Source organism: Spirosoma flavus, from assembly GCF_054778555.1.
The window spans coordinates 1,443,968-1,469,187 of sequence record NZ_BAAGZL010000002.1 but is presented as its reverse complement, the minus strand read 5'-3'; the positions used below and the strand labels follow the sequence as shown (position 1 = coordinate 1,469,187).

26 protein-coding genes are annotated in these 25,220 nt (G+C 45.9%); 8 read left to right on the top strand and 18 right to left on the bottom strand.

Going from position 1 to position 25,220, the window contains the following annotated elements; genetic code table 11:
• Positions 1–5: 5 nt before the first annotated feature.
• The 5 genes from ACYVF1_RS15010 to ACYVF1_RS14990 are packed head-to-tail and all read right to left on the bottom strand — an operon-like array spanning position 6 to position 10,475.
• On the bottom strand, positions 6–1,073 hold the full coding sequence (locus tag ACYVF1_RS15010) for a carbohydrate-binding protein (protein ID WP_461080098.1): 1,068 nt from the start codon (positions 1,071–1,073) through the stop codon (positions 6–8).
• 1 nt (position 1,074) lies between these two features.
• Positions 1,075–3,552 (bottom strand): hypothetical protein, encoded by a 2,478-nt coding sequence (locus tag ACYVF1_RS15005; protein WP_461080096.1) that lies wholly within the window; start codon positions 3,550–3,552, stop codon positions 1,075–1,077.
• A 4-nt stretch (positions 3,553–3,556) separates the two neighbouring features.
• Complete coding sequence (locus ACYVF1_RS15000) at positions 3,557–5,455, bottom strand: hypothetical protein (RefSeq protein ID WP_461080094.1); 1,899 nt, start codon at positions 5,453–5,455, stop codon at positions 3,557–3,559.
• Positions 5,437–6,096, bottom strand: coding sequence for a hypothetical protein (locus ACYVF1_RS14995; protein WP_461080092.1), 660 nt, complete (start codon positions 6,094–6,096; stop codon positions 5,437–5,439). Before ACYVF1_RS14995 ends, ACYVF1_RS15000 begins: the two co-directional genes overlap by 19 nt.
• Before the next feature lie 11 nt (positions 6,097–6,107).
• Positions 6,108–10,475 (bottom strand): tape measure protein, encoded by a 4,368-nt coding sequence (locus ACYVF1_RS14990; RefSeq protein ID WP_461080090.1) that lies wholly within the window; start codon positions 10,473–10,475, stop codon positions 6,108–6,110.
• 414 nt (positions 10,476–10,889) lie between these two features.
• On the opposite strand from ACYVF1_RS14990, the gene ACYVF1_RS14985 reads away from it, so the two are divergent.
• The 3 genes from ACYVF1_RS14985 to ACYVF1_RS14975 are packed head-to-tail and all read left to right on the top strand — an operon-like array spanning position 10,890 to position 11,709.
• A complete protein-coding gene (locus ACYVF1_RS14985; RefSeq protein ID WP_461080088.1) occupies positions 10,890–11,153 on the top strand; it encodes a hypothetical protein in 264 nt (87 codons plus the stop codon).
• 8 nt (positions 11,154–11,161) lie between these two features.
• Positions 11,162–11,473: a hypothetical protein gene (locus tag ACYVF1_RS14980; protein WP_461080086.1), complete on the top strand. Its 312-nt coding sequence runs from the start codon at positions 11,162–11,164 to the stop codon at positions 11,471–11,473.
• A 32-nt stretch (positions 11,474–11,505) separates the two neighbouring features.
• The gene (locus ACYVF1_RS14975) at positions 11,506–11,709 is read left to right on the top strand and encodes a hypothetical protein (protein WP_461080084.1); all 204 of its coding nucleotides are present in this window, start codon (positions 11,506–11,508) and stop codon (positions 11,707–11,709) included.
• Positions 11,710–11,767: 58 nt separating this feature from the next.
• On the opposite strand, the gene ACYVF1_RS14970 is transcribed toward ACYVF1_RS14975, so the two are convergent.
• The 4 genes from ACYVF1_RS14970 to ACYVF1_RS14955 all read right to left on the bottom strand — a co-directional run bounded on the left by ACYVF1_RS14970 (position 11,768) and on the right by ACYVF1_RS14955 (position 14,495).
• Entirely contained in the window at positions 11,768–13,102 is a 1,335-nt protein-coding gene (locus ACYVF1_RS14970) for a GIY-YIG nuclease family protein (protein ID WP_461080082.1), read from the bottom strand.
• Positions 13,090–13,455, bottom strand: coding sequence for an HNH endonuclease (locus tag ACYVF1_RS14965; RefSeq protein ID WP_461080080.1), 366 nt, complete (start codon positions 13,453–13,455; stop codon positions 13,090–13,092). Before ACYVF1_RS14965 ends, ACYVF1_RS14970 begins: the two co-directional genes overlap by 13 nt.
• A gap of 252 nt (positions 13,456–13,707) precedes the next feature.
• Positions 13,708–14,112 carry a hypothetical protein gene (locus ACYVF1_RS14960; protein WP_461080078.1) on the bottom strand — a complete coding sequence of 135 codons (405 nt, stop codon included), beginning with the start codon at positions 14,110–14,112 and terminating at the stop codon, positions 13,708–13,710.
• Positions 14,113–14,282: 170 nt separating this feature from the next.
• Positions 14,283–14,495 (bottom strand): helix-turn-helix domain-containing protein, encoded by a 213-nt coding sequence (locus ACYVF1_RS14955; protein WP_461080077.1) that lies wholly within the window; start codon positions 14,493–14,495, stop codon positions 14,283–14,285.
• 195 nt (positions 14,496–14,690) lie between these two features.
• Here ACYVF1_RS14955 and ACYVF1_RS14950 point away from each other — a divergent pair, with 195 nt between their 5' ends.
• The 4 genes from ACYVF1_RS14950 (at position 14,691) to ACYVF1_RS14935 (ending at position 17,396) form a co-directional block, all read left to right on the top strand.
• Complete coding sequence (locus tag ACYVF1_RS14950) at positions 14,691–15,365, top strand: HEPN domain-containing protein (RefSeq protein ID WP_461080075.1); 675 nt, start codon at positions 14,691–14,693, stop codon at positions 15,363–15,365.
• 12 nt (positions 15,366–15,377) lie between these two features.
• Positions 15,378–15,728: a YegP family protein gene (locus ACYVF1_RS14945; protein WP_461080073.1), complete on the top strand. Its 351-nt coding sequence runs from the start codon at positions 15,378–15,380 to the stop codon at positions 15,726–15,728.
• The gene (locus ACYVF1_RS14940; protein WP_461080071.1) at positions 15,716–16,312 is read left to right on the top strand and encodes a hypothetical protein; all 597 of its coding nucleotides are present in this window, start codon (positions 15,716–15,718) and stop codon (positions 16,310–16,312) included. The genes ACYVF1_RS14945 and ACYVF1_RS14940 overlap by 13 nt, the downstream gene beginning before the upstream one ends.
• Before the next feature lie 67 nt (positions 16,313–16,379).
• Positions 16,380–17,396: a hypothetical protein gene (locus ACYVF1_RS14935; RefSeq protein WP_461080069.1), complete on the top strand. Its 1,017-nt coding sequence runs from the start codon at positions 16,380–16,382 to the stop codon at positions 17,394–17,396.
• Positions 17,397–17,890: 494 nt separating this feature from the next.
• On the opposite strand, the gene ACYVF1_RS14930 is transcribed toward ACYVF1_RS14935, so the two are convergent.
• Positions 17,891–18,472: a hypothetical protein gene (locus ACYVF1_RS14930; RefSeq protein WP_461080067.1), complete on the bottom strand. Its 582-nt coding sequence runs from the start codon at positions 18,470–18,472 to the stop codon at positions 17,891–17,893.
• A 6-nt stretch (positions 18,473–18,478) separates the two neighbouring features.
• Between ACYVF1_RS14930 and ACYVF1_RS14925 the strand changes: the two genes are divergently transcribed.
• Positions 18,479–18,796, top strand: a complete 318-nt coding sequence (locus ACYVF1_RS14925; protein ID WP_461080065.1) for a hypothetical protein — start codon at positions 18,479–18,481, stop codon at positions 18,794–18,796.
• A 544-nt stretch (positions 18,797–19,340) separates the two neighbouring features.
• Here the strand turns inward: ACYVF1_RS14925 and ACYVF1_RS14920 are convergent.
• The 8 genes from ACYVF1_RS14920 to ACYVF1_RS14885 form a co-directional block, all read right to left on the bottom strand.
• On the bottom strand, positions 19,341–19,877 hold the full coding sequence (locus tag ACYVF1_RS14920) for a hypothetical protein (RefSeq protein WP_461080063.1): 537 nt from the start codon (positions 19,875–19,877) through the stop codon (positions 19,341–19,343).
• Positions 19,878–19,910: 33 nt separating this feature from the next.
• Positions 19,911–21,998 carry a chitobiase/beta-hexosaminidase C-terminal domain-containing protein gene (locus tag ACYVF1_RS14915; protein ID WP_461080061.1) on the bottom strand — a complete coding sequence of 696 codons (2,088 nt, stop codon included), beginning with the start codon at positions 21,996–21,998 and terminating at the stop codon, positions 19,911–19,913.
• A gap of 72 nt (positions 21,999–22,070) precedes the next feature.
• Entirely contained in the window at positions 22,071–22,571 is a 501-nt protein-coding gene (locus tag ACYVF1_RS14910; RefSeq protein ID WP_461080060.1) for a hypothetical protein, read from the bottom strand.
• A gap of 14 nt (positions 22,572–22,585) precedes the next feature.
• Positions 22,586–22,999 carry a hypothetical protein gene (locus ACYVF1_RS14905; RefSeq protein WP_461080059.1) on the bottom strand — a complete coding sequence of 138 codons (414 nt, stop codon included), beginning with the start codon at positions 22,997–22,999 and terminating at the stop codon, positions 22,586–22,588.
• Positions 22,996–23,469, bottom strand: coding sequence for a hypothetical protein (locus ACYVF1_RS14900; RefSeq protein WP_461080057.1), 474 nt, complete (start codon positions 23,467–23,469; stop codon positions 22,996–22,998). The genes ACYVF1_RS14905 and ACYVF1_RS14900 overlap by 4 nt, the downstream gene beginning before the upstream one ends.
• Entirely contained in the window at positions 23,460–23,783 is a 324-nt protein-coding gene (locus ACYVF1_RS14895) for a hypothetical protein (RefSeq protein WP_461080056.1), read from the bottom strand. The genes ACYVF1_RS14900 and ACYVF1_RS14895 overlap by 10 nt, the downstream gene beginning before the upstream one ends.
• Positions 23,777–24,100, bottom strand: a complete 324-nt coding sequence (locus ACYVF1_RS14890; protein WP_461080055.1) for a DUF6706 family protein — start codon at positions 24,098–24,100, stop codon at positions 23,777–23,779. The genes ACYVF1_RS14895 and ACYVF1_RS14890 overlap by 7 nt, the downstream gene beginning before the upstream one ends.
• Positions 24,101–24,115: 15 nt before the next feature.
• Positions 24,116–25,216, bottom strand: a complete 1,101-nt coding sequence (locus ACYVF1_RS14885; RefSeq protein WP_461080053.1) for a hypothetical protein — start codon at positions 25,214–25,216, stop codon at positions 24,116–24,118.
• Positions 25,217–25,220: the final 4 nt, after the last annotated feature.

Here is a 25,220-nt window from a genome sequence, read left to right as displayed (position 1 = left end):
GGGGATTAATTAGCTTCAACTTCGACCAGCAATACGCTGGTAGTATTGGTGGTTGAATCGAACTGGACGCGGAACCGATCCGTCTGAACGGTAGAAAAGCTGACCGACTTTTTCACCAGCGTATTGCCCGTTACCGTGGCTACGGTAGTCCAGCCGCCTGAGCCATTGGGTACCTGAATGCGCCAGCCGGTGACGCCGTAGCTGGTAAAGGTTTCGGAGTCGCCGGGTTCGGTCGTTCGGGTCTGTAGCTGATCCGGAACGCCGTACAACGTTACCGAGCTTAGTGCACGGGTTGCATTGAAATTGATCTCCAGCCACTGCTGACTGACGGCACCATTTGCACTGTTCCAGCCTTCGCCAGCCCCCCATCCGACAGAGCCATGTTTAGGCATCCGGTAGCTGTTGATCAGGTAATCCGGTGAGAGGTTATAACCGGCCAATGTCGAACTAGCCGTAATGGTTGATCCAGCCGCGGCCGCTGCCAGATTGGAGACAGAAACAGTCAGTGAATCCTGCAAAAACGAATGGCCGTTACCGGTATCTTTTCCCTGAATGCGAATGGTGTTTGCTCCCGCCTGAAGCGGCACAATAAAGCGGATTTCGCCTTTTCCTCCCCCCAATGCTGGCAGCGTAAAATCAGTAAGTAAGGTGCCATTAACCAGCAGGGTACCGGTCGCAATGCCGTCCGTATAGTTGGTCTGGTATTTCAGTAAGGCCAGGTGATTGCCCGCCCTGTCAGTAGTTACTGTATAGGCCAAAAAGTCACTGGCCGAGCCGTAATTACCGCGAATCTGTCCACCGGAGGCCCCCGAATCCGGATAGGAACTACCCGTACCCGTCGTTACGTCTTCGGCTTGAATGGTAACCGAAAACGGCGGTGGTAACAAGGGGCAGTTCTGGGCAAGCCAGACGGCTCCGGCTACGACCGGTTTACTCGCCAGCGCGGAGCCGATCTGGGCGTTAATCTGGGCAAGCGTGGGCATCGTGCCACACGTGGCTGTATTGGATATCGGCACAAAGGCGTATTCACCATTCTGCCGCTCGATCTGGGCAAGTTTATCTCCGATGGCCATGTTACTGGGTATAGACGTTTGTACGGGCTACGGTACCGCTGGCTGGTATCGTAGGCGTGTAGGTGAAGAATGGTGTTTGGGCACCGACTTTATAAAACTCATGTTTGAGCACCGTGCTCCGTGGCGTGATGCGCGTACCGCCAATCCGGTTGTAGCCAACACCCGCCAAGCTACCAGCGTCATCGACCATACCCTGCTCGATGTAGAGTACGTTACTTTCGTAGATGCGCTCGATCACCACGACCGGCGAATTAACAAAGAAGGCCGCTTGCACCTGACTGCTATCCTGTTCACTAACAGCTATCTGATAGTCCACTTTCAGCGGAGCCGATGGCGGTGCTACGTAGGCATCCAGATAAACGGTGTAGAAATCATAGGCCGCGCTACTGCCTGCCGGACGGTATTTGACGCTGATACTATCGGCCGTGCTACCCTGAGGAACAGTCAGTAAACCACCTGAGGTTACCGTGATATCGGCGGGTACGGTCGTATGCAGCGCAAACTCATAGGCTGGATTGACCCGGTTTGTTAGCGCGCCACCTACCCCGTAATAGGATTCAACGACAAGCAATTGCGACGTTCGGCCTTTGTAGGCTGAGGCACCTGAACCCAGGCGGTAATCGGTCGTTACGGACTTGTCTGAGTTGCTGGTTCCTTTGATACTTACGTTCAGCTGAATCGACACCTCCACACCACCGGCCAGTGTAGCCTTGGCCGTTACGTATTGAGCCGTCGTCACTGAGCTGGCCACGGCTACCCGGCCCCGGCTGTTGATGGTGACGCCCGGCGGATTGCCGACAATGCTCCAGCTGCGGGCTACGTTGGCTTGCCGCCAGCTATTATCCGACCATTTCCGGTATAGGAGCAACTGGGACAGCGCACCCGGTATGACGAAGTTTTCGCCGTAGAAGCCAAACGAGGGCATACGATCAATCATGTACTCGTTGGTCGGCGTGGGCTCTGCACTCCCTACGTTGACAATGGTCGCCGGTTTTGAAATTTCTACGTTACCACCGCTCAGAATGACGGTCGCATAGATGGTTAGTGCATAGTCCGCGGTGATGGTATCCGCACCGACGGTCAATTTGCCGGTACCCGAATTCATGCTGATACCAGTCGGTAGGCCATTGGTCGCCTGCCATACACGTGCCGTATTGTCATCCAGCCATGAATTATCCGAATATTGCCGCTGGAGCTTCACCTGAAGGTCAGTGCCTTCCGTAGTCGACAGCGTTAAGTTATTATCATCCTTGACAATCCGGAAGTTGTTGGTCGCCGTAGCACCCTGATTCAGAATCGCCAGCGGAGCCGTAATTTCCAGATTATTCAGAATGACCACCTTAATCGTAGCACTGGCATTGGCCGTAATCGAGTCGGCCGTTACCGCGATAGTACCATTCGAATTGATTGCCGTACCGGTAGGCTGATTGAGCAGCGACCACGCTTTACTGTCGGCATACGCCTGCCAGGTATTGTCGGAGAATCGGCGCTGCAACTCGACCGTAATCGAGCTTCCTTCATTGACCGATAGCGAGGTAGTACCGTCGGCTTTGGCAATGCGGAAATCATTGGTAGGCGTTGGGCCTTCAGCCGTCAGTACCCATAAATCCACAATGCGAACGGCTGGATTCGACGTAGTGCCCCCGCACGTTACTTCGTTGGTTGCGCCGACATCGCTGGTTGCTTCGGTATCAGATTCACCGCCGAACGCCCGGTACGTATGGGACTGGCCATCGGCATCACCCGATGGTTTATCGTACCGCCAGCCGTAGGTGGCAAAGGTCGTACCCTGCGGAATAAGGCCCTGAGCAATCAGATAATCCCGTACGTCATTGCGCTGAATGGTTGCCGTAACGGTATCGACTTCTACGCCATCGCGCTCGATACGTATTTCAGGCGCCTGGTTCGGATGGTTCTTATCCACGCACCAGCCGAAGAAGTTCACGCAGTCATTGCCATCAAACCGAAGTACGTAGGAAGGTGGTAAATTTTCCGGTGTATCGACTTCAATAAAGTCACTACTCCCCACAAAGTTGGGAACGGGATTGACCGGCGTCAGATCGCACAGGCTTACTTTCTGGCAGAGCACCGCCTGGGTTTGATCGTCCATGCTGTTGAAGAGAATGCGTAAAATGACGTTCAGATCATCGGCACAGGTTCTGTTGACGAGCTCCATCAGATAGGCCGCTCCTTCGGTCACTACGCCGGCCGGTGAGACCGGTACTACCCGATTATGGGCGTTTACCTGCAAGGAAGCCGCCTGAGGCCGCTCAAACGATCCAGCCTCAATAACCGGCAATAAGGCATTGCGCGCATACAGCCAGTAGGTTGTATCGATGCGTATGTCTCCTCCGTCCGGATCCTGCGAAAACTCAAAATCCTCATCCCAGTCTACCCAGTCGGTAAACTGACCATCCCGCTCCAATTGGTATTGCCAGCCTGGGCCAGTCGCAACGAAGGGTCTAATGACTTTTGCCATATCGTTATTGAGATAAAATATCGGGTAGCCGTCGGACGCCAATCGCCTTCACCCGACCCAGAATTTGTTCTAACTGATCTGTTTTTTCGACTACACCGACCTCCAGCTGATTCCGGACGGGTGTACCCGATTTTAATTCGACGTAGCCCGGTGGCAGACCGGTCGAGGCCGTTAACCGCCCCCCGCCTAGTACACCGCCCAGCGCACCCAGGCCCTTTTTAACCAGGTCGATCAAGTCTTCTTTGCTGGTCGCTTCGGCAGGCGGCACGACTGAGGGCGTTGTATCACTCAGGCCTGCGTTATCGAGCGTCCGGTTCACCTTCGCCTGGGTACGCAGAATCTTATCGACCAGCGATACGCGCCGAACGTCGCCCAGCGTCAGCGCGTACTCATACGGATCAAGCACATTACGGACAAAGGAGAGAATCCGAACGAATCGATCGATGGCCAGATCAGCATCAACGATGCGAAGCTGATCCCCTACGGCGAAGAAAATGGACGGTACATCGGCGGGAATAGGACCCGTGTCACCCGCCAGTTTACGCAGGTAGATCTGATCGATGGTTAACTGGTATTCGGCTCTGGGCGTACTATTTTCATCCAGATAAGCCTGCCCCGCGGCTAATAACTTCGCTTCAGCTGCCTCAACGTATTCATCCGGCAAACGGATATCGATGAGTACGTAGGTATCCCCCGCGCGAACCTGAAAGGGCGAATCCGGAGCGGATGACGGGAATTCCCAGCCCTGTTCATTTTTGAAGGCCTTAAAAAACAGCGATTTGTTAGCGGTATGGAATTCGGTTAAATCAAACGTATACCCCATCAGACCGCCCGAGGTGAAATTGATCTTCGGCGTCAGGCCCGGTATGAGGTATTTATAATTGGGAACCGTCTGGCCGTTTACCTTTTTGGTGCCCTCAATCTGAAAGGGATTAAAATCAATGGTCGAATCAATAAACCCCAAATTGCCATAGGGTATGGTGACCGTTCCGGTTCGCGATGGATAGATTTCCTCGAAAATCTTCGTGTCTTCAATCAGCCCATACGTACTAATGGCCTGCTGATTCTGGACGTACGAATCCAGCGGTTTAGGGTGTTCAGGAGGTGGCGAACCTACTGGCAGGGGCAGTTGCAGCCGATCCGAAAAACCGCGGTAGCCATAGGGTAGATTCTTCTGAGCCCCAAACACGTAAATGCGGGTGTAATGCTGCGTTTGATCAACCGGCCGTCGAACCAGCTGATAGAGTGCATTCCCATAGCCGTATTTGAATACCCAAGGCTTTACATTTCCGGCTGGCTTAATGTGCAACAATCGGTTAGGAGCCTGACCGGGCAGGTAGTCAATGACAAATTCGGTATTAAATTCGGTACAGAGCCGCTGGAGTACACCCAGGCAGGTTTCGTTATCAAACGAGAGTGTTTTGGTTTCTGTCTGATTACCAGCTATCCAGCCGGATTCGCCCAGTGCCGTGCCGTACACATCACCCAGCCCCCAGGCTCCGCCAAATACTCGGGCCATGTTGGTAATGAGCACCTGGGCAAAAAGCGCCAGATTACCCGTCAGTGAGAAACTTGAAGCCAGTGAAACCCCCGTTGTCGACGTATCGAAGTAAATAGGCCGTATCAGATGGTACTGAGGGCCTTCCAGCACTAAATCATAGATGTAGCGTCGATCACCATCCTTGGTTACGGGCGCAATCTTATTCAACGTATACAGTTGCCCATATACGGAAATGGAATCACCAATGCCGAAGTTGATGGGCGAGACGGATTTGACCTTCAGCGTCACCGTATCACCGGTCAACAGGTCGACGCGCTGTTCACCGGACTCAATACCGCTCAGCCCCGCTTTGACCAGGGGGATTTGGGTAAAATCGGGCTTTATTAAAGTAAACGGGGCCATACTTCCCACAACCAGGTTTTAAATAGTTCCTGCATGCGCTCCAGTTCTCCGCACACGATGACGTAATACGATTTGCTAGTTGTCCCCGCGTAGGTGTGGGACAGCGATGTGCTTGGACCCATCGCCGTGTCACGGGTTCCGTCGCCCCAGTAAACCGTCACGGGCGTTACGGCGGATAGCTGCAGGGTAGATGTTCGCCCCCCCTCGGCTCTCATTACCCATTTCACCGGCTGAGGCTCAACCAGATTTAGCGTGAACTCACCAATTACCTTCCCGGCTTCCCGCCACTTTTTATCGATCTCAATACCGCTCGGGCAATAGACCTCAAATACTAATGGTTTACCATTGGAGGTCGGATCGAGATGCAATCGCTGGGTGTTGGGTTTGATAAGCTCGGCTTTCAGGGCATTTAGCTGCGTGAGAAAGCTATCGTTACTCGCACCCACCAGATAGCATTTCAGGGCTATTTTACGGGCTTCGTAACGGGGCCTGGCCAGATCGACTACTTCACCGTGTCCATCCGGCCAGTTTACCGAGAAGGGCGGTTTTAGCGTCAAGCCATCCAGTACACCGTCTGAACTAGTGACGATGATGCCCAGACTTTTGAAGCTAACGCCGTTTATGCTGTAGTTTAAATCCATAATCTTACATGCTATTTCGGAATTCCAATACCCCGTAACGGGTCGTTGCTTTCCAGATTTTTTAACCGATTATCCACCGAGCTCAACAGCTCATTGGTTCGCTCCAGACGGGCTGTGTTCGTCTCGATGTTGTTGAGCGATAGTAGTTGCTGACGCATAACGATAGTGGCATCAGCCTGACCGATTCGAAAGGCGTTGAATTGGCCCAAAAGCAATCCCGCCGTCTCTTCAGTCACACCTCGAATGGCATTCGTGGCGCTATTCGGTCCGGAACCCGTATTGGGGGCAAGATTTTTGTTTTTCAGAATATCAAAGCCCATTTGTTTGGCCCCATCCATAGCCTGTTGCAACAAATCGTTTGTTGCCTTGATGATTTGGGGTGCTTTTTCATACAACCGAGCCGTATCATCATCAATCCGCCCGTCACCATTCGGCCCTAGCGATTCCGCTACCTCATCGCCGAATTTTTCCAGATACGGCATAAGTACTTTGGAGTAGATGAGTTTCGCCGTGAAATCCTCCAAAATTTCTTCCAGCGTACCCTTAAACGCTACAGCAGCATCCTGACCTAGTTTAAAGGCTTCAACTAAGCTGTTGCCCAGTTTGCCGCCCAAATCACCAACCAGTGATTTGACAATATCTTTAATAGCCACTTTCGCTTCATCAATCTGCTTCTTCCAATCCAGCGTCGATTGAATCAGTTCTTTGGTTTTGTCATCTACCGCTGCGCTTTTAACTAAACTCTCCGCTAAGGCTGAATTTAATTCATATACACCCTTTTCCCCTTCTTTAATTAAGTCGGGGTACACTCGTAATAGGCTAGCAAACTCCTCCTGTTTTTCCTTAGCCGACCCAAAAAGTGACCCAATAAAACCAGCTGCAGCACCAACGACAGTACCTACGCCGGGGAGTATTGCCGTGCCGATGGCCGCGCCGGATAAAGCACCGGACAGGGCCTTACCAGCGTTTAAGGAATCGCGGGTTCCAACCTTAGCCTGTCCTTCGGCGAGCTTGCGAATGGACTGCTGATACTTTACCTGCGCATCATTGAGCTTCTTATAGTTATTATTAATTTTACCCAAATAGTCTTCACCAAAAATGTTGTTTCTGTTCTGGGTAGTGAGACCTAATTGCTCATTGAGGAGTAGATTATACTGCTGCTGGCGAGAAATGATAGAATTATAGTAGTCCTCATCAACTTTTTTGCGCTGCTCTGAGGCTGTGTTAAAATCATTGATGAGGCTCATTAGCCCCTGTATACCAATCGCCAAGCGTTCCGAAGGTTTCAGGCCTTCTTTCATGGCTTTGACCACCGTACTAATTGTTGAGGATAGCCCTACCAGTAGATTACCTGCTACGGCTGCATCGCCACCTAATTGAGACAATGCTTGTCCAAATTGACCAACCGCCCCTACGTATACGTTAAGGATGTTAGAAGAACCCTGTTCGGCTTCTTTTTCAAGTTCACGAAGTATGCGTAATTGTTCTTTGTAAAATTCAGTGTTGATGCCGCCGTTACTTTTAGCATCCTCAACAACGGCGCGCTGATTGGCAATTCGGATTTTTAGCCCTTTTTGACCTTCCTCTAAAATAATCTTGGTAGTAGCTTTATAGGCTTCCCCCTCCTCAAACTTTCGTTTCTTGAACTCTTCTAACTCTTCGGCTTCCTTTGTATTTATATCGGCTAATGCTTTGTAATAGTCAGCCGTAGTTTCATTATTGTACTTTTTGTCCAGACCTAATTTCAGATCGTTATACTTGCGTTTAATAGCCAACTCAGCCTCTGCGTTACTAGCTGAGGATTGCAGAAACTGGTTAGTAAAATCTTTAAGTTGCTGTTCGGCTTGGACAATTTCAGTGGCAACGGCTTCTTTCTTTTTGAAGAAATCCGGCGCAAGAGGGCTGGTTTTATTTAATGCCTCCTGTTTTTCGTAAAGTTTGTTCAAGTAATCAGTTAAGGAAACCGATTCAACCTGAGCTTTTCTCAAACCCTCAACAAATAAATCCAGCGAGGTTTTTTGGCCCGTTACGGCATTACGTTTCTCAATTAACTGACTTAAATTACCCGCTTCCTTATCGGTCAAGCCGACATTAGTACGTTGATCTTCAAGTTGCGAAATCTGATTATTAAGAAAATCCAGATAGGATGTCCCCGATTTCAATAGGTCTTGAAATTGCGCGTCAGCCGACTCTTTGCCGTAAGCGGTTAAGAGATTTTCATAAACCAGATACTTCGTTTCTTTCTCCGATAATTCTTCTTCAAAGCTTTTGATAGCCTGCTTCTTTCTTAACTCCTCTGCCTGATACTCAGCCGCCTGTTTTTTGGCTAGGTATTCGGCAATTTTGGCATCATCCTTACCCGCTACTAGCTTTTGCAGAATTTCGTCACTCTTCTTGGCGACATTTTCAAAATAGGAGATAGACCCAAACGGGCCAACCTTATCAGCCTCACGTTGTTGTCTTTTTTCTTCGGTCGTTAATTCGCCCGTTAAACGACGCTTTTGCTTGAGTAGCGCGTCAATATCCTTCCGATACCTTGCGTTCTGAGCATCAGTATTGGCGGTATTTATCTTTTTCTTAATCTCCTCAATCTCTTGGTCAATTTGCTCAATGGTTTTGCCTTTTGCGGCCTGAGCAGCCGTTTCAGATTTAACAGCCGCTTTTCCTGCTTCATCAAGTGCCCTATTTCGTTCAAGAATTTTATCAATAATAACCTGTTCTTCGGCGGCTATTTCTTTGTTTAATCGCCTTTTTTTGTCAGCCTGTGCCTGTTGAACATCGCCATTATAAGCCCCTTCGGATAGTGCCGCCCCGGTCAATAAGTTCGAGAAAAAACCGGTCTCATTCTTATTATTAAGCGCGTCGTTACGTCTAGACAAATGTTCGACTAATTCGGCATCTAGTTTCTGTTTTTCAATCTTACGAGCAAGGGCTTCTATGTAGTCGTTAATCGCTGTAGTGCCCTCTGTCGTTTTTACGTTTTCAAGAGTGAGTGCTTTTAGGTGGTCAGGTGAAAGGTCAATTAATTCTTTTAGGGCTTTATTGCGTGCCTCCCTTGTTAGTTTTTCATTATTGATTGTGCTTCTTAACAACTCAACTTTTGCCCTTTCCTTGTCAGTTTCCGTAGCGGCATCCTCACGTGCTTTCTTTAGTGCCTCCTCTGCTTTTTCAACACCTGTCAACTCGCTTTTATAAATAACAAGAGCAGTTGTAACGGCAACAATAGCAGCTACCGCCAACGCATACGGATTGGCTAGAATAGTTGAATTCAAGAATGCTTGTGCCCTAGCTGCAAGGGTTGCCGAAGCGGCTACTTTTGTTGCATTAGTGGCAGCAATGGCAGCAGAGGCCGCTTGTGCTTCTGAGGCTAAAGCAGTAGCCTCCGCTAACTTTATTTGAGATAAAGTAAGGAATCCTGTTGCACTTGCCGCCTGCGCTTCGGCAATAGCCTGTTCTCTGGTGATAATAACCTTAGATTGTGCTAACGCAATCTCAGCAGTAAGCAACGCGGCTCTTCGCGTTTTCGCTAAATCAGCAGCTTGCTCAATTACGCTTGTTGCAAGCACGGCTGCGCGGTAGGCTCCATACGTAGCCACCAGTATCTTTAGGATGTCCAGAATTGAGTCGTATTGTGTTACGGCTTCTGTTGCTCCGTTAAGTATTCCGGCTATTATATCCTGATTGTCTTTACCAATCTGATTAAGCATCTGCTCGTAAGCATCGCCTAAACGCTCCTTTAGAGCATTAATTGATTTACTTTGAGCTTCTAGCGTACCAGAGAACAACCCAGTACCCGAAGTCATATCTTCAATGGCTTTTTTGACTTCTTTAAAGCCAAATTTGCCCTCTTCGGCCATGCCGCGAATTTTATCCTCTGCTACGCCGAATTGTTTGGCTAACTCTTTTATTAAAGGAATTCCGCTATCCGTAAATTGATTCAAATCCTTTGTCATCAATCGGCCAGATGTGCGAGTCGTGCCGAAAAGATAGACAAGCCTTTCAAGTGGTAGCCCCATACCGGCGGCTACGTCACCAAGCTTGCTTAAGGTGGGAATTATTTCTTTTGCTGAGAATCCATAGGCAAGTAACTGTTTGGCTCCATCTGCTGCATCTTTGACGCTAAAGGGTGTAGACCCAGCAAATTTTACAACTTTACCTAAAAGGTCATCGGCTTGGGATTTGGAGCGTAATAAAACGGAGAGTGAGATTTCTAATCGCTCCATCTCACCCCGGACTTTTACTATCTGCTGAGGTAAATCAGATAACCCCCTAAAGGCAAATGCACCAAGAGCTAAACGGCCTATGTTTTGAAGGGCACTATCAACTTTGGCTGACTCCCGAACAGTTGTAGTGGTCAATCCTAATACTCTACGCTCCATCTGTTGGATGGTAGAGTTAAAATTAACATCTCGAATTACCGCGTCGAAGTCTAAGGGACCATTTAGGCTCATCTTAAAACTTGGGGAAAGGAGTTACTTTTTCCCACAAGTTAAGCCCTCAAAAGACAATATTAAAAAGTTATTTTCTTGATTATCAGTGTATTAAACAAAGTGTAAAACATGAAGTGAAACAGCCCATGCAACAAGATGCGAAGCAGAAATTATAACGGCCCTATATTGATTTACAGGGCTGTTCGTTTTATTGTCAAGAAAATTTACAAGGAAATCTGCAAGAAAATTTGCAAAAAAATCTATTGGTTTATTACCAAAACCGGCCTAAATTTTGTTCATTTGGTGAACGATCACTGCACGGCATCTGCACGATATATGCACAGCCGTACACTAGGTAAGGTTATGGAAACGAAAAAGGCTCATAAAACAAAGTTAAGTCACGCAAAACGGGTAGATCGCCGGTACCCCAGAGCGCACAAAACAATCAGTTCCGAACCTAACATGAAAGAGGTATCTGCTATTGTTAATTCTTCTTTGCTAGGGGTAATCGGAGGTGGAGGGATAGGGGCGTTGATTAGCTTTACGGGAGCCGTCTGGGGTGGCGCAATTGGACTGGTTGCCGTTGCTGTGCCTGAGGTAATTAAACTCTATCACGAGCATAAGTAGCTCACACAATGCCCGTTTATTATAAAATTATCTCACCTATTGTCATTGTTGGAGGAGCCTTGTTAATATGCCTTTCGCATCCTGTTATTTTAAAGATTAGGAGTAAGCATAACAAGGTTTTACTTGATAACGTCACAACCTGCTTCTTTTCCGGCGCGTCGTTTTTTGTTGCCTTACGTATGGCAATAAAAACCTTTGAAAAACTATACGCAACCGTTGATTTAGATACCGAGCATTTATATACGATTGGCGCAAGTGTTGTAGTGGTTTGGAATGCTTTCTATGCTTACTACAAGCGTACTTGGCCCGAACAACAATAAAAACTTCGATAGAGCAACTTTAAACAACTTATATGCAAAAGGTAATTACAATTATGGGGCATGGTCCCACCACGCATGAATTAGAAACTCGCAAAGGAAGGGGTATTGAGACTGTCTACCCAGAATTGCAAAAACTGTTGGATGAAGAATATAAAATAGTCAATACGATTCCTGCCATAAGCAGTGGCGATAATTTCTTTGTTTCATTCGCTATCACCTTTGTGTTGGAAAAGTAGCTGCGAGACTTTTTACTTAACAAGAAAGCCCGACTTATTAAATCGGGCTTTCTTGTTTTTATACGTACTGCCATTTAAAGCCTCCGTGCGTGGTTTTGGGGATGCGACCTTTTGGGGTGCTCCGATACCCTATGCAGGCTCTTTTTATAGAATGGATTGACAGCGAAAGGGTTTGGCTTGCTTCATCGACACTCCCCCAAACCCGAATTACCTCCCCTGTCTTTATATCAATCTGATTGACTTTTTTTAGCCTTTCCTGAATTGCTCTTACCTGCGATTCGGTAGGTATAAGTCGCTGCTTTTTGACTTCGGAGATTTTGAGTTTTGTTTCTTCTGTCTGCTTCCTGCCAAACATGGGATTGTTGGGGCCATTAAACATAAGTTTACCCCTAACCCTCATTGCTTCAACTACGTGAGGAGGGCGTTTTACCCCTCGATTACTTGCGGCTATGGTAGCCAAATTGTAACCTTTAGCCCTGTTGTATGACTGATAAAAATCCATCCAAAACTGCTCGCGTTCGTTGATTTTTGAAAGGTCGTCAACTCGCTCCAAAACCTCAAAGTTAAAATTACCAACTCCGTATTTTTTAAGTGCGCGAGGGAATAGCCCATCCTCTAACCGCATTTTGGTATGATTTCGGTAGCGTTGATACATATCTTGAGATTGGCCTATGTACACCTTACCGTTAACAAGGTTGGTGAATTTATATATACCAGGGTATTGGCACTTGGGGATTGGTCTTGGTTCAAATAATGGAACAAAGTCCCTTTCGGCTTTATCGGGACTAAGCACAGTTCGGCGAATTTTAACGCCGTGCCTTTTTAAGGTTTTACAGATGCTACTAGCAGAAACACGTAGATTTTTGGCGATCAACTCCGAGGATTCACCACTTTCATAGTCTTTAATTGCCTGTTGAATTTCATCAGGAGATAAAGCAAATATTCCCTTATAATTGGGGTGGTATTTTTGAAGGTAATTGCCAACAGTTGCATCGCTTAGATTAAGCGTTTGGGCGATTTCATAAACCTTAATACCTTTATCGTATAAGGCCCTCATTTGCTCAATATCTTGGTTATTTACTCGCCGGACTCTGAGATTGCAGTCAGCCTTTTTAAGGACATGATAAACGCAGTTGTAAGGCAAAGTCATTGCCTTGCCAATGTCGCTTACAGATGCCCCACCCCTAAAAGCTCTTACAATTTCAGCCTGCGTTTCAGTAGAAAGGTTGCTAAATTTTAGCTTGCGCGTTATACCCGCTTGCTCAATAATTTTATAAATCGGACTTGAACTACAATGGTAACGACGTGCTAATGTTTCTAATGAGTCTCCTTGCCTGTAGGCATCAATGATAACCTCAACATCTTTTTGACTTAGGCTTACTAGCTTAGGCATCTCTTTCGTTTCTTTTTAACTGGTTTAACAAAATTCTTTGGATAACTGTCCGTTTGCTCATGGCAGGAGTGACACAACGTTTGCCCGTTACTGACCTCCCACAATAGAAGGCACTCTTTGGCCTCATCAATAGAGCTAATTCCATTTTCACGAACTAAAGCCGATAGCTCTATAATGTGATGCGCTTCAATAATTCGCTTGCGTCCGTTGCGTTTCCCGCACTGTTGGCAGGTGAAGCGGTCGCGAATGAATACGGCTCGTTTCCATTGTTCGTATTGTTCGGTACGCCGAATGGAGGCAATCAAACGAGAGTAAGAAACCCTCGTTTGATTATTAACAGTAGCGGCCTCCATTAACTTTCGTACTGTTGCTGGTATAAGTGTTCGGCAAAAGCAAGGCTGTAAACCTCGTTTAGTAGGTCGTTTCGTTCAGCTACCGATAGCAAACACTCACCCTCGATACGTGGGAAAAGGTGTATGTTAATCCCCAAATGAGATTCTAACCTACTCCATATACGTTGCCAAATTAGTAGGCGATTTTCGCCCGTATTTACGGCTATGGTGGTAACGAGTTGACTAGCTTGAGCGCGAAAAGTAAGGTTGCTATTATTCATGGCTCACCTCCTTTTGCTTGAGCTTATACTTATTGGTATAGCCCGAATTGTTATCAAAGCACACGAACCTATTTTTGAGTGTAATCAAAAAGGTTATCAGGCTAAACAGATTGCGTACCTCAAACTGCTTTTCGTTTAGGTCGTTTTGGGAGCGAGAAATCCAGAAGCTAAAAAGCTCTCCTATTAACTCGAAAGGAGTGTCTGAATCGTTGAAGTCCCAGACCTGATAAAGCAGCGTAAATAAATCGTCTCTGGCTTCGTCGTCCTGGTAAATATCCAGCAGGAGTTTACTTTGCCAGTCTTCCCGATTAAACGGGGTTTGAAGGCCAGAATTGGCCGTTTGTGGAGGGGTGTTTGCAGAATTCCCCCTACCCACGTAGCTTTGCTCCGTGTTCATTTTTAAACATGCCTGTTTAACTAGTGGACATAAGACCCGTATCGAAGTTTGGCGACAGAGGTACGGGTTTCTTATGTTAACAAGGGACTTTCCCTTGCATTAGCTGATACAATATTAATCTAACTTTAAATGAGATGCAAGTTATTTGGTAAAATTATTAAACCTATGATTTACCTTAAAGTAAAGTTTATCGAAATGTCATAGTTTAGGGCATTTGCAATCTTGCTTATTGCATCAGCAGATATATTTATATTACCGCTTTCGTATCGGCTAATCTGAGATTCAGAAGCACCTATTAGCTCCCCAAGCTCCTTTTGAGTAATACCTCTACTTATACGAGCCTGTTTAATTAAATACCCCACCCGCTTCTTTAGGTCTTCCATGAGTTTAGTTTCAGTCGCTAAATATATGCACTTTATAATGCATCCTAGTTAAAGTTTGAAAATATTTTGCACAGTTTAAACGCTTGTCACTTTACAGGGACTGTATTTTAGTTGCTATAACAATAGCGAAAGGTAGTAAAATCAGCCTCATCAGTTCTTCCTAAATTACTTTACCTTTTAATTATTCGTTATTCCATGCCATCGAACGCTTATATCAATTTTCTATATATTCGAGTTGATGTTTTAAGGTTAATTGAAACACACAGTTACTATACTCAAAACAGACGAGGGCGTAAGAATTTAGGACACCTAACCAGAAGTGCGGTCGTTATGCTATGTGCTGCTTGGGAGCGATATAACGAGGATTTAATAATAGAGTCGATCCAATACCTGAACAGCTCGGTTAATGATGTAAACTTGCTTAATAACTCAATAAAAAAGACAATTAGCAAAAAAGTAAAAGAGGATAAACATGATCTTAAGCCTCTGGCTATGGCAGGCGATGGATGGAAAGATGTATGGCTTGCTTATGCTAGATTGGATGCTCAATCGTTGAATACACCTAAAGCTGGTAATCTCAAGCTGCTATATAATGCATATTTGGGGATCGAAGATTGTACTACATTATGGGGATCAGCTACCAAGCCAGCTAAAATAGATGCATTTGTGACAGATCGAGGGGGGATAGCACATAATGGGGCTAGGGCTGGTTATATTAGGATGAACCAGTTAAGGTTATATCAAGATTTAATAGTTGAGAGTGTCATTGAAATGGATTCGAATATGGCGCTAAAACTACAGGCAATGGCAGGCACCCATAATCCAGCTTGGGAGCGTCTTTATTCTACTGAGTTGAGTTCATACATGTAAAAAGCTAAAGCGATGGGGCGATTCGTAATATTAAGGAGGAAAGACGGCCAATTATTTTTCCAGTTCAAAGGTAGTAATGGTCAGAACATCTTAAGTAGTGAAGGATATTCCAGTTTTACTGGAATTGAAAGTGGAATTGCATCAGTCAAAAAAAACGCTAAACTTGATTCTAGTTATATTAGAAATGACAAGGCGGGTAATAATGGCTTTTCATATAATTTCCGTATTGTCGCGGGCAATGGTCAAATAATCGGCATGAGCGAACGATTCATTAGTAGAGAAGCTAGAGAAAGAGCAATTGATGAATTAAAACATACAGCCGAAAGCGCGATTGTGCAGAAAGAATTAATATGGTTCAACTAGACATAAGATACTGTTTATTTTTCTTCTCGTTTTATGCTGCCTTTTCCTGTTCTGAGAAAAGACAGGAACCTCCCGTAACCACCATAGCCGTTTCAGGTGTTCAGGTAGATAGTATAAGGAGGGAAAACATAAAAGCCTCTTACGATAGCAGCATTGTTTTGGGTTTTCGCTTTGGGATGACCAAACAGGAGTACGACTATACCTACTCCCGTTTGATTCGGGCTGATACCTTACATCAGTTTAGTAAAACCGAATACTCCTACCTAATAAAGTCCCCACTTTCAAAATTCTCTGTTGATGCTGTGTTAACTCCGACTTTTGACAAAGGAGAGTTGATTCAATTAAAAATGCTCACCTATGAAATGGAGAGGGGAACAGGCACGGTAATTATTCAAGATTACCTAAGTAAGCAATTTGGGCTGCGCTACCTATCCAAAAGAAGCCTTTCCGATATTTGGATAAAAGGAGGCTTAGAGGTTGAAGTTAAACGCGAACAAGTCCAAACCGACCCAAACTATAAAGCTACACCTCACAACATTATTACCTTTCGCCCTACCCAGTTGGCGTTGCTAGCGCATTTATAAGAGGATTATTATTTATCGTAAATAATAATGTTGTTTCTATTCAATTCTACCAAACAGTTTATAAACAATGAACAAAAAAATTAAAAAAATGACTATAAAAATCCCGGTAATATCAGGTACATACAAAGACTTGAGCGTATTCGATTTCTCATTCAAAAATATTGTCATTGTAAATATTAAAGATTCTTTCGTTGATGATTATATAAAGAAACTAGAACCAAATATGTATGACGCAAATATTACTTTTATTAATAAGATAAGAAGTGAAATAAACTTTGATCATGAGCAAAAGTTTTTAATATTATTTATTGATATAAAAAACTTTAATTATGAAGACGCTCTTAATTGTTGGAAATTACTACTAATTATATTCCCCAGTAATCTACAAATTGAACACATTATTTATTACGACAATAATATGGGGTTCTTTCAGAGCAGCCTCATGGAATCTTTTGACACACAACTAACTGGTAATGATTCAGAAAAGCTACTAAATTACCGTGGAGAAGACATTGGTTTAATCAATGAATTTATTAGCCTAGTCTTTAATAGATTGAAGGCCAAAAACTATATTGGCGTTGCAATAGAAAACTACATTCAAAGCTACAAGGCGTCTCATTATCATTACCAGTTTCTTACACTATTATTTGCTCTTGAAAGCGTAGTAGAGCAAGAATCAGAGCTTTCATATAGATTAAAACGATTTATTTCCGTACTATGTGGCGAAAAACCATTCAACTGTAATATAATATTTGAAAATATAAATGAGATGTATAGGATTAGAAGTAAAATTGTTCACGGCGGGAATATGAAGGATATTTATAAAGATTTAATTAAGAATACTGAATTATTGCAATTCCTTGTTTCGCGAACTATTATTGAACTATTAATCCATAATATAAGCGATATTAAAATGCTTAATAAAGCATTAACCGCTCTTGGCTATGGTGAAAAACGCAAGCTAAGTAATAACTATAAAGATTTCGAATTTAACATTATTGTTTACGAAAATGTAAATTGGATTTCAATAAAAGAACGTAATAGTAATGACCTTTTCGATAATTGGCTTTCAAGTATTGGTTAGTTTATAAACCGATACTAAATTCTCTCCCATCCCTATGACATCATCACTTAAGCCACCCTATACCCAACTGGCTTTATTGGGGCATTTGTAAGTGATAACTAGGCTGGAAAGTAGCTCTATCTATAAAAGGTTAATTGCCAAGGTAGAAGCTATACTATAGCTTTATAAACAAGGCAAGATTTAGGATATAGGTATTCTTTAGTATACTCTTAAAATTTATTGAGTCTCTATTCTTTACTATGCCTGCAAAATATAGTATGTCTACAAAATTTGGAATCTATCGGAATCTAATGTACTATTGCAAATGAAAAAGGGCCGAAGCGAAATGAAACGCCCCGGCCACTTTTTTTCGGTGAGGATGGTTGTTTACTGTTCCGGGTTATGAATCCGGTCATAATTTACCAACCCTACGGTCAGCGAATATAGTTGCGCTGTCTCTCACCTATGCGCCCCGAAACGTCGCCACAACGAAACGAAACGCAGTATCTTCAAGGCTACCCCTCTGGGTGGCCTTCTTGTTTTTTAGTCTCTGTATTAAAAGATGCTATTTCAGATACGAATATTCCATTAGGAACAAAAACCACAGGATTGAAAAATTCCTCCTTGAATGTCGGCCCAAAGTCTGCCTCAACAACCCAATCTTTTGGCCCTATATAAACGGAAGTAGCGTTATTATTGAATTTGATTGCAACTAATATGCCTTTTCTTCTCAATTCAGACGTATCATGCCTTAAATTGCCGACAGGAAGCTTTAAGTCTTCAAATGCTACCTTTAACTCAGGAAAACGGACAGGGTGTTTTATTACTTCCTCAAATACAGTTCGTATTCTCTGTTCAAAGGGAGCCTTTGCAAGCGAAGCTTTGGGTTTTAGGTACGAACCATTGGCATTATAGGAAGGCAAGTGGTTGACTCCATTTGAGTTATTTGGCTGTGAAGCAGGAGGCTGGACATAGCTAGGCGAACCAGAGCGTAGCTTTATACGCTCAATTAGACGGTTAATATATTCAACCTCCCTAAGCAAACCATCCTTCTCTTGAAGGAGGACATTTATAGCTGATTGGTCTTCATTGTTCATCTCTTTGTGTATGCTTTAAGCCCTTTTAGCTTTCCTTATACAAAGAGATATGGAAAAAAGTACAATAGCAAGGTTTTTATAAAAAAAACTTTTCAGAAACCTACAACCACTACAAAGAGGCTTGTAGGTAGCGGTGATGGTGGGGGAAGTGCGTGTAATAAACTACAAGCAATACTTAATGCTTATAAAGATGAAGAGCAAACAAGAGCGAAGCAAGAAGAGAAGGAAAGCTACGACAAAAAGTTAAAGATAAAGAATAGCCTATTCGATGTATTAAAAGTAGCAGTGATGCCTAAACCGGATGAAGACAAAGAGAAGAAGTAAGAATGAAGGAAGAGAAGCGGTAGTAGAACTGGAAAGAGGGAGAAAAGCCCGACAATCATCGGGCTTTTCTCCCTCACTAAAATATGGTAACTTGTACGTACTTTGGCTTGTGCTAACTGATATTAAAGCCCCCTTTATTAGCTACCATCCGCCACACCGTGACCCTTGATTTGATACCAAACTTCTTCATCGTTTTCTCAGTACAGGCCATTTTCATAGCCCCCGGTGTTGAGGCTAACTTATTGTAATAAGTAATGACAGCCAATTTGCGCTTCTCAAAATCGCGTCGATAAGTTGTTTTTAGTGTCGTCATCTCACTGTGGCATATACTGATTTAAGCTGTTCATCAATTCGGCCCTGGCTTCAGGCGTCATTTCATCGAGTTTTCGCGACGGCCCATTTTCATTTTCCTTCTTGGGCTTTTTGTAGCTGGGTGCATCGATCAGGATCCGTTGAACAATAGCCCATTTGATTCCCCAGTGCAGGTAGTGCCAACTCCAGCCGTAGTGCGCACAAATCGAACCTCTTAGTCCATAGGGACTTTTTAGCCCTCCGCCACCAGAGGAGTCTCTATCGGTTCCTTCTCCGTTGGATTTTCTACTTCCGTCGGTTTCGTCGTCCGGTTGGCGGACAGGTATCTGATAGAGTTCGTAAAATCCGGTATGTTCGACGTCGTATTGATGATCATCGTAAGTTCAGCCAGCACTCTGGGTTTGATGCCCCACAGGAAATACCGGGCGAGAATGCCGGAAAAGAGCTTGATCGTCCAGTAGTTGTTGAGTACGGCGATGGCGATGATTTTCGCGCACAATCGGGAGTTTGGATATAGCCGTTTACTTTCTCCAATTGGATTGCTCTTCAGCTTTTCCTCAGAAAAGTCATTGGCTAACCTCAACGCATACACCGACATTTGATCCATAGTCCCGAGGTAGGGCTCAGAAATAACGAAGTCTCTGGTTTTCTTTCCGAATATGCGTAGTAGACTAAACTCAGGAACACTGAACTTGACACCCGCATCAATGAGAATGTCAAGCTCCTGTTTCTCAGCCCGTAGCTTATCAAAGTTTTTCGTTTCTGACATCAGAAAACCTGTTTTTTAACCGTAATAGTGCTCCTATGGAGTATAGTTGCAATACTTGACGTGATAGGGAGTTGGGTACCAGTTCGTATAAAAGGCAAATCCGGTTTGAGCCACCGAATAGTACGTACTTGGCGCTCCCTGACTTGTTACGTTGCCTTGCCAAACCTGCGTCCAGGTACCTGAATCGTTGCGGAGAACGGTAAAGATGTTACCCTGTCTGTACGTTCTGAATTGGGTATCAACAGCCCCCGTTGTATTGGCAGAGGGCGTAAGGTTTCCGTTTGCACTCAGTCCACCGGATGTTGACACCTGACCATAACCCGCAGTGCCCGATGGAGGAAGGTTTATGTACAGGTATCCGGAACTACCCGTTCCCATAACAAGAGCTACTGAGTTGGTACCGGCCACCTTCACATCGAACTGCATGGCGTTGTAGGTTGAATTAATCAGTACCCCGCCGATACCTCCTGATTGGGTGAAGTTTATTGATCCATCTCCGTTAACGCTGAAGGTATTGGTACCCATGCCAGACAATACGCTGGCTGTTACGTCGGTACAGGAGAAAGTGCCCGTCGTGGCTGTCGTGATCGTGTAGGCAGCGCTGGCCGTGGTGCTGGTTAGGCCCGACTTGACGGCCAGTACTTTGATCGTTGACGTAGCCGTGACTGAAATTGCACTACTATAAACCGGGCTGCTCGTCGTCGGTGTACTGCCATCCGTCGTTACGTACATCGTTGCCCCTGCCGTCGAGTTGGTAATGCCAACACTCAGACTGGAACTGTACGTACCGGCAACGGGTGAAAATTGCGGTACGGCTACGCTGGTACTTATCGTATAGTTAGCCATACCAACGGCACTGTTCGTCAATCCCGACTTGATACCTATGGCTTTTACCGTCGTCGATGTAGACAGGCTAAACGGTGCGGAATAGAGCGTTGAACTACCGGTAGGTGTTGACCCATCCGTAGTGTATCGAATTTCCGCGCCTGATGTTGCACTGGTAATGGTAACGGTTATTGAACTGGTGGATGAATAGAGCGGATCCGGTGAAAACTGTGGAGTCGCCACAGCCGTAGGTGTTGGCGCCGTAGGCGATGGATCGTAGTTACGTAGCCAGTTATAAACATAGGCATACGCTTTTACGGCTCCTGTATTGGTGAAGTGAATCTTATCGGCCAGCGTACCGGGAAAGTTATCGCCAACCTGTCCGTCCCCTAGGTGAATATAGGGATTACCGAGCCTTCGACCCTGATCGCGAACGGCATTGAAAAACGACAGCTGTGTATTGCCCCCTGCATTCGTAGCGCCAATCGCTACCGAATAGGCTCCCTGCCCAAAGGGGTACTCGGATAAATAGAACAGTTTCGCCGTTGGGTGTTCGGCCATGATTTTACGCCCAGCCGCAAACAGCGCTCCATGAAACGTCGTATTTGTGGTATCGCTCGACGTACCTAATGGCTGATTAAAAAGGTATTCGGCACCTCCAGCGACTAGAAATATAAAATCAGCATCGTTGGGAATGTTGCTTAGACTCTGCCAGACGGTACCTCCGTTCGTTAATGCCCCCGCGCCAATCCCTAAATTCACAGGCGTCATGTTCAGAGCAGTACTGAGCATCGCGGTCCAGTCGTTTCGGGCAACGATGGAGTTTCCCAAAAAGACAGCTTTTTTGCCTGCGTATTTTGCTGCATAACCGCCATTGGTCGTTGTGGCACTGGTAATTAAGGAAATGACATCGCTCAGGCTGGTAAACTTAGTTACTGAATTATCCAGGCCAGTGAGTGAGGTAGGTCCACCGGTTGTTGGAAGGCTTGCTACGTAAGCGTTGACAGCGGCATCGACTGAAACGGTGGAATAGGGCGTACCGTCGGATTTAAGAAACTTGGTAATCGGGAAGTACATATCGGCATAATCAACCGTTACCCGAACGCTGTTACGGCCCGGTCCGACGGATACGGCCGATGAAGAAAAAACGTCAGGGGATTTTGCCGCTGCAGAATCTCGGATCATGACCTGATCATTGACCCTGTAAACCCGCATGGCCTTTGGTTGCAACCCAATAAGTTGTGCCTGTACACTCATCGTCAGGAGTAGCAGACAGATGGATAATAGATGCTTCATGGATGGGCTGATTAAGAAAATAGGCATTAAGCCAGACCGAACGGCCTACCCTAATGCCTATCGTTCAATAGATTAAGCTGGGTTGGTTACCCGCAAAGGAGGAACACCGTCTTTGGTCGGCGTAAGCACATCGACCGTAATAGCCACCGCAAAGGCGTCGTTTTTAGAGAATTTGCCACCCATTTTCGCCGTAACCAGACCGCGTGGAATCAGGAACTTCATCCCGACTTTTGGGTTGATTTCCAAGGTTTGCTCCAGTTGCACGACAGCCGTTGGCATATCCCATACTTTGGGTGTGCCAGAGGTCGTTCCCCCAAAGACCCTTGCCAGCTGATCAACATCGGGCTCAGCGAGTGAGAAATTGAAGCTAATTTTACCCTGCTTAACTGCGGTATAAAACGGTGTATCGGATTCTTCGGTGAATAGCTCGGTTTTGGTTGGATCTTCCTGAACCATTTCCGCCGTATCCTCCCGAGTGCTACCGATGACAGTGAGACTTGTACCGACTCCTCCATCGACAGCGATCGCGCCCATCTTAATCGAGGTAATCCCCAAGGTTGTTACTTTTGCCATTGTATTGTGATTCGTTAAAGACTTGTTTGATTGAATCGAAAATCAATTGTGAGCTGTAGGAAATAGTCCCCCGTAGCTTCATCATGCATATCCTTTGGCTCGTGTAGCCAGTAGGAATATTCCTGCGAATGGTACTCTTGCAGCACAGTGACAGCTATATCTCCAAGCTCTTTCAGCCTGGCCATATCAGGTACCTGTTGAGGTTGGCCCTGTAGCGTCACATCGAGATTCGGTACGTACAGGTTGGCAATGGCTCTGCCACGCTGGAACTGTCGGGCATCGATGGCCAGTGGATTGATGACTAAATCCTCTAGCTTCGAGCCGTTTGGCCTTACTTGCTTGTAGACAGTGCCCGTTAACGCCGTATCCAGTTCAGAACCTTTCAGGACCTGATACAGAATGTTGCTTAAATCGTAGGGTAGTCTCATCGAATCGATTGAATGTCGATTTTAAGCTCTGTCAGCATTCGTGGCAGTTCAGCCTCAGCGTACAATTCAGCAGATGTCAGTACATCCTTACCTTTGGCCTCAACGTCTGATGCGTACTCCATACCCGCCACAACAATCAGTACGTAGCCTGCTGGAAAGTTGGCAATCAGACTCATCGCATAATCCCGACCGACCTGTAAACCGTTTGGCCCTCCGCCACCGGTAGATGTTGGATTGGCTGTTGGTTCAAAATTCTCTTCGACAACCTGGCCGTTATAGATGATTACGTAGCCCACCGAGTTGCGCAAATTGCCCGTCTGGTCTCGATACGTATTGACAGACCGGGCAATATTGACGCACTGTTCACCCAGATATCGGAGGTTATTCAGAATAATTCGCCTGATGTTCTGACGAATGTTTTCAAAATGCGCTTTGATACTGGATGGGGTAGCTCTGTTTTCTACACCCATAACCGGCAATGCAGTTGACCACGTGAGAATTGTTTAGCCGTGGTATTCAGACGAATCTTGACACCATCGCGAACCTGAACAGGCGTGTTTTGGGCAATATCCGGACAGGCTACAGGTAGCTGAATCAGACTGCTAATGCCGATAACCGATGAATCCTCAAGTGTGACGGTTTGACCCGGTGAACCTGGTTCATCGCGGCATACCGAAAGCAGTGTCCAGTTGGGATTGGAAGCCGAAAAGTCACCCAGACCATTCTGAACAGAATCCTGCGTGGCTTGCATCGCCCATAGCTCGTAGGGATATTGCTTTACCATCGGTTGCTGGCGTCCCTAACGATGGGAGCGTTACTGAATGGATTGGTAACACCTGCCTGATTGAACAGCGATTGGATATAGGCAGAAATAGCCTCCTGATTCCACGTAACCGAATACCCGCCTTCGCTCACGCTTTTCGGTATAGTTGGCAACAGAAACTGCAACCCGTAAGCAAGGCCAAGCTGCCAGTTGGTACCTGTTGCTTCAGTGGTAGGCGACAAACCGGCCTGAGCCATGATAACCCCCATTTCATCTTGCGAAAGAGCTTGACCAAATCGGGCTAATTGGCTTGTTACGATTGCAGATACTGTTGCCATCTATGCTGATACATTCTACGATGAGGCTACTTCGTCCACTTTGAGGATTGCGAAATCATCGCGACCCGTGAAAATGGGTAAGCCCCACATTTCGTAGTCGATGAACTGCCCCTGCTCCGTGCGATATTGACTGATCAGATTATCCTTATAGGTCGTGTACACCCGGTTTGGTAGCGGTAATTTGCTTTCAACCGTATCAGCAATCAGCAGCTTGGCTACTTTATTAGCTGTACGGAATACCACCCGATCCTCTTTGAACATGTTTTCCGCTGTACCATCGGGTTTGGCCAAAAACTTCTCCATCAGTTCAATGGCAGGCAAACCAATCACACCAAAGTATTGGTTGATCATGTCCAGCGTCACGATACCTCCTGGCGCTATTTCACCAGCCGGAACCTTGAGCGTGTACAGGTTCTTTACCGATGCACTACCCGCAATCTTCTGGAACGTATTGGGCGTCATCTGTAACTTGGTCACGATTTTGCCCTTGCCACGCAGGATATTTTGAACGTAAAGAATATCCTGAACGGGTTTTGAGGTAGCAACCGTTACCCAGGCTACACCACCATTTTGAATCTGGTACGTTGGAATGCCCAGTGGGAGCTCAAACTGAATACCTTTCGGGTTATTAGCCAGCGAAACGGTGAACTTACCATCGGATAGCCCCTGAAAATACAGCTGATCAATCCGTTTGTGGGGAGCAATGGCCGCTTTTTCGTACGGATCAAACAAGAACTTGGTGATCTTGCCGTATTCCGACAGCTTCTGCGTTTCGGTCAGATTTGCGGCCCGACCGCGGTAGCGACCTTCCAGAAACAGTACCCGGTCCAGCCGATCGTTATCCAGCTGGAAGCGGTCAGCCATACGGGCCAGCGTACCGTTCAACTCGCCCAGGTTCGGCATGTTTTGAAGAGGCTTGTCAGCGTTCTTCTCCACAACCGAAGCAGCATAAGCGGCCGAATACGTCCCAATTACCTCGTTGAAGGCTTTGGATTCGGAATAATCCGTATCCATTTCTTTTTCCCATTCCGGCACGTAGGTCGACAGCTTCATCTGCTCGTTGATGAACGCATCAAACCCTTCCGGCTCTAGAATTTCTTCGATAATAGATTTCATGGTC

Excerpts from the sequence above, each read along its gene's own strand:
- ACYVF1_RS14955 (WP_461080077.1), bottom strand. The coding sequence starts at position 14,495 with ATGGAAGACCTAAAGAAGCGGGTGGGGTATTTAATTAAACAGGCTCGT.
- ACYVF1_RS14930 (WP_461080067.1), bottom strand. The coding sequence starts at position 18,472 with ATGAACAATGAAGACCAATCAGCTATAAATGTCCTCCTTCAAGAGAAG.
- ACYVF1_RS14900 (WP_461080057.1), bottom strand. The coding sequence starts at position 23,469 with ATGGGTGTAGAAAACAGAGCTACCCCATCCAGTATCAAAGCGCATTTT.
- ACYVF1_RS15005 (WP_461080096.1), bottom strand. The coding sequence starts at position 3,552 with ATGGCAAAAGTCATTAGACCCTTCGTTGCGACTGGCCCAGGCTGGCAA.
- ACYVF1_RS14980 (WP_461080086.1), top strand. The coding sequence starts at position 11,162 with ATGCCCGTTTATTATAAAATTATCTCACCTATTGTCATTGTTGGAGGA.
- ACYVF1_RS14985 (WP_461080088.1), top strand. The coding sequence starts at position 10,890 with ATGGAAACGAAAAAGGCTCATAAAACAAAGTTAAGTCACGCAAAACGG.
- ACYVF1_RS14935 (WP_461080069.1), top strand. The coding sequence starts at position 16,380 with ATGAACAAAAAAATTAAAAAAATGACTATAAAAATCCCGGTAATATCA.
- ACYVF1_RS14910 (WP_461080060.1), bottom strand. The coding sequence starts at position 22,571 with ATGGCAAAAGTAACAACCTTGGGGATTACCTCGATTAAGATGGGCGCG.
- ACYVF1_RS14885 (WP_461080053.1), bottom strand. The coding sequence starts at position 25,216 with ATGAAATCTATTATCGAAGAAATTCTAGAGCCGGAAGGGTTTGATGCG.
- ACYVF1_RS14950 (WP_461080075.1), top strand. The coding sequence starts at position 14,691 with ATGCCATCGAACGCTTATATCAATTTTCTATATATTCGAGTTGATGTT.
- ACYVF1_RS14890 (WP_461080055.1), bottom strand. The coding sequence starts at position 24,100 with ATGGCAACAGTATCTGCAATCGTAACAAGCCAATTAGCCCGATTTGGT.
- ACYVF1_RS14895 (WP_461080056.1), bottom strand. The coding sequence starts at position 23,783 with ATGGTAAAGCAATATCCCTACGAGCTATGGGCGATGCAAGCCACGCAG.
- ACYVF1_RS14920 (WP_461080063.1), bottom strand. The coding sequence starts at position 19,877 with ATGTCAGAAACGAAAAACTTTGATAAGCTACGGGCTGAGAAACAGGAG.
- ACYVF1_RS15010 (WP_461080098.1), bottom strand. The coding sequence starts at position 1,073 with ATGGCCATCGGAGATAAACTTGCCCAGATCGAGCGGCAGAATGGTGAA.
- ACYVF1_RS14905 (WP_461080059.1), bottom strand. The coding sequence starts at position 22,999 with ATGAGACTACCCTACGATTTAAGCAACATTCTGTATCAGGTCCTGAAA.
- ACYVF1_RS15000 (WP_461080094.1), bottom strand. The coding sequence starts at position 5,455 with ATGGCCCCGTTTACTTTAATAAAGCCCGATTTTACCCAAATCCCCCTG.
- ACYVF1_RS14990 (WP_461080090.1), bottom strand. The coding sequence starts at position 10,475 with ATGGAGCGTAGAGTATTAGGATTGACCACTACAACTGTTCGGGAGTCA.
- ACYVF1_RS14960 (WP_461080078.1), bottom strand. The coding sequence starts at position 14,112 with ATGAACACGGAGCAAAGCTACGTGGGTAGGGGGAATTCTGCAAACACC.
- ACYVF1_RS14995 (WP_461080092.1), bottom strand. The coding sequence starts at position 6,096 with ATGGATTTAAACTACAGCATAAACGGCGTTAGCTTCAAAAGTCTGGGC.
- ACYVF1_RS14945 (WP_461080073.1), top strand. The coding sequence starts at position 15,378 with ATGGGGCGATTCGTAATATTAAGGAGGAAAGACGGCCAATTATTTTTC.
- ACYVF1_RS14965 (WP_461080080.1), bottom strand. The coding sequence starts at position 13,455 with ATGGAGGCCGCTACTGTTAATAATCAAACGAGGGTTTCTTACTCTCGT.
- ACYVF1_RS14970 (WP_461080082.1), bottom strand. The coding sequence starts at position 13,102 with ATGCCTAAGCTAGTAAGCCTAAGTCAAAAAGATGTTGAGGTTATCATT.
- ACYVF1_RS14940 (WP_461080071.1), top strand. The coding sequence starts at position 15,716 with ATGGTTCAACTAGACATAAGATACTGTTTATTTTTCTTCTCGTTTTAT.
- ACYVF1_RS14915 (WP_461080061.1), bottom strand. The coding sequence starts at position 21,998 with ATGAAGCATCTATTATCCATCTGTCTGCTACTCCTGACGATGAGTGTA.
- ACYVF1_RS14975 (WP_461080084.1), top strand. The coding sequence starts at position 11,506 with ATGCAAAAGGTAATTACAATTATGGGGCATGGTCCCACCACGCATGAA.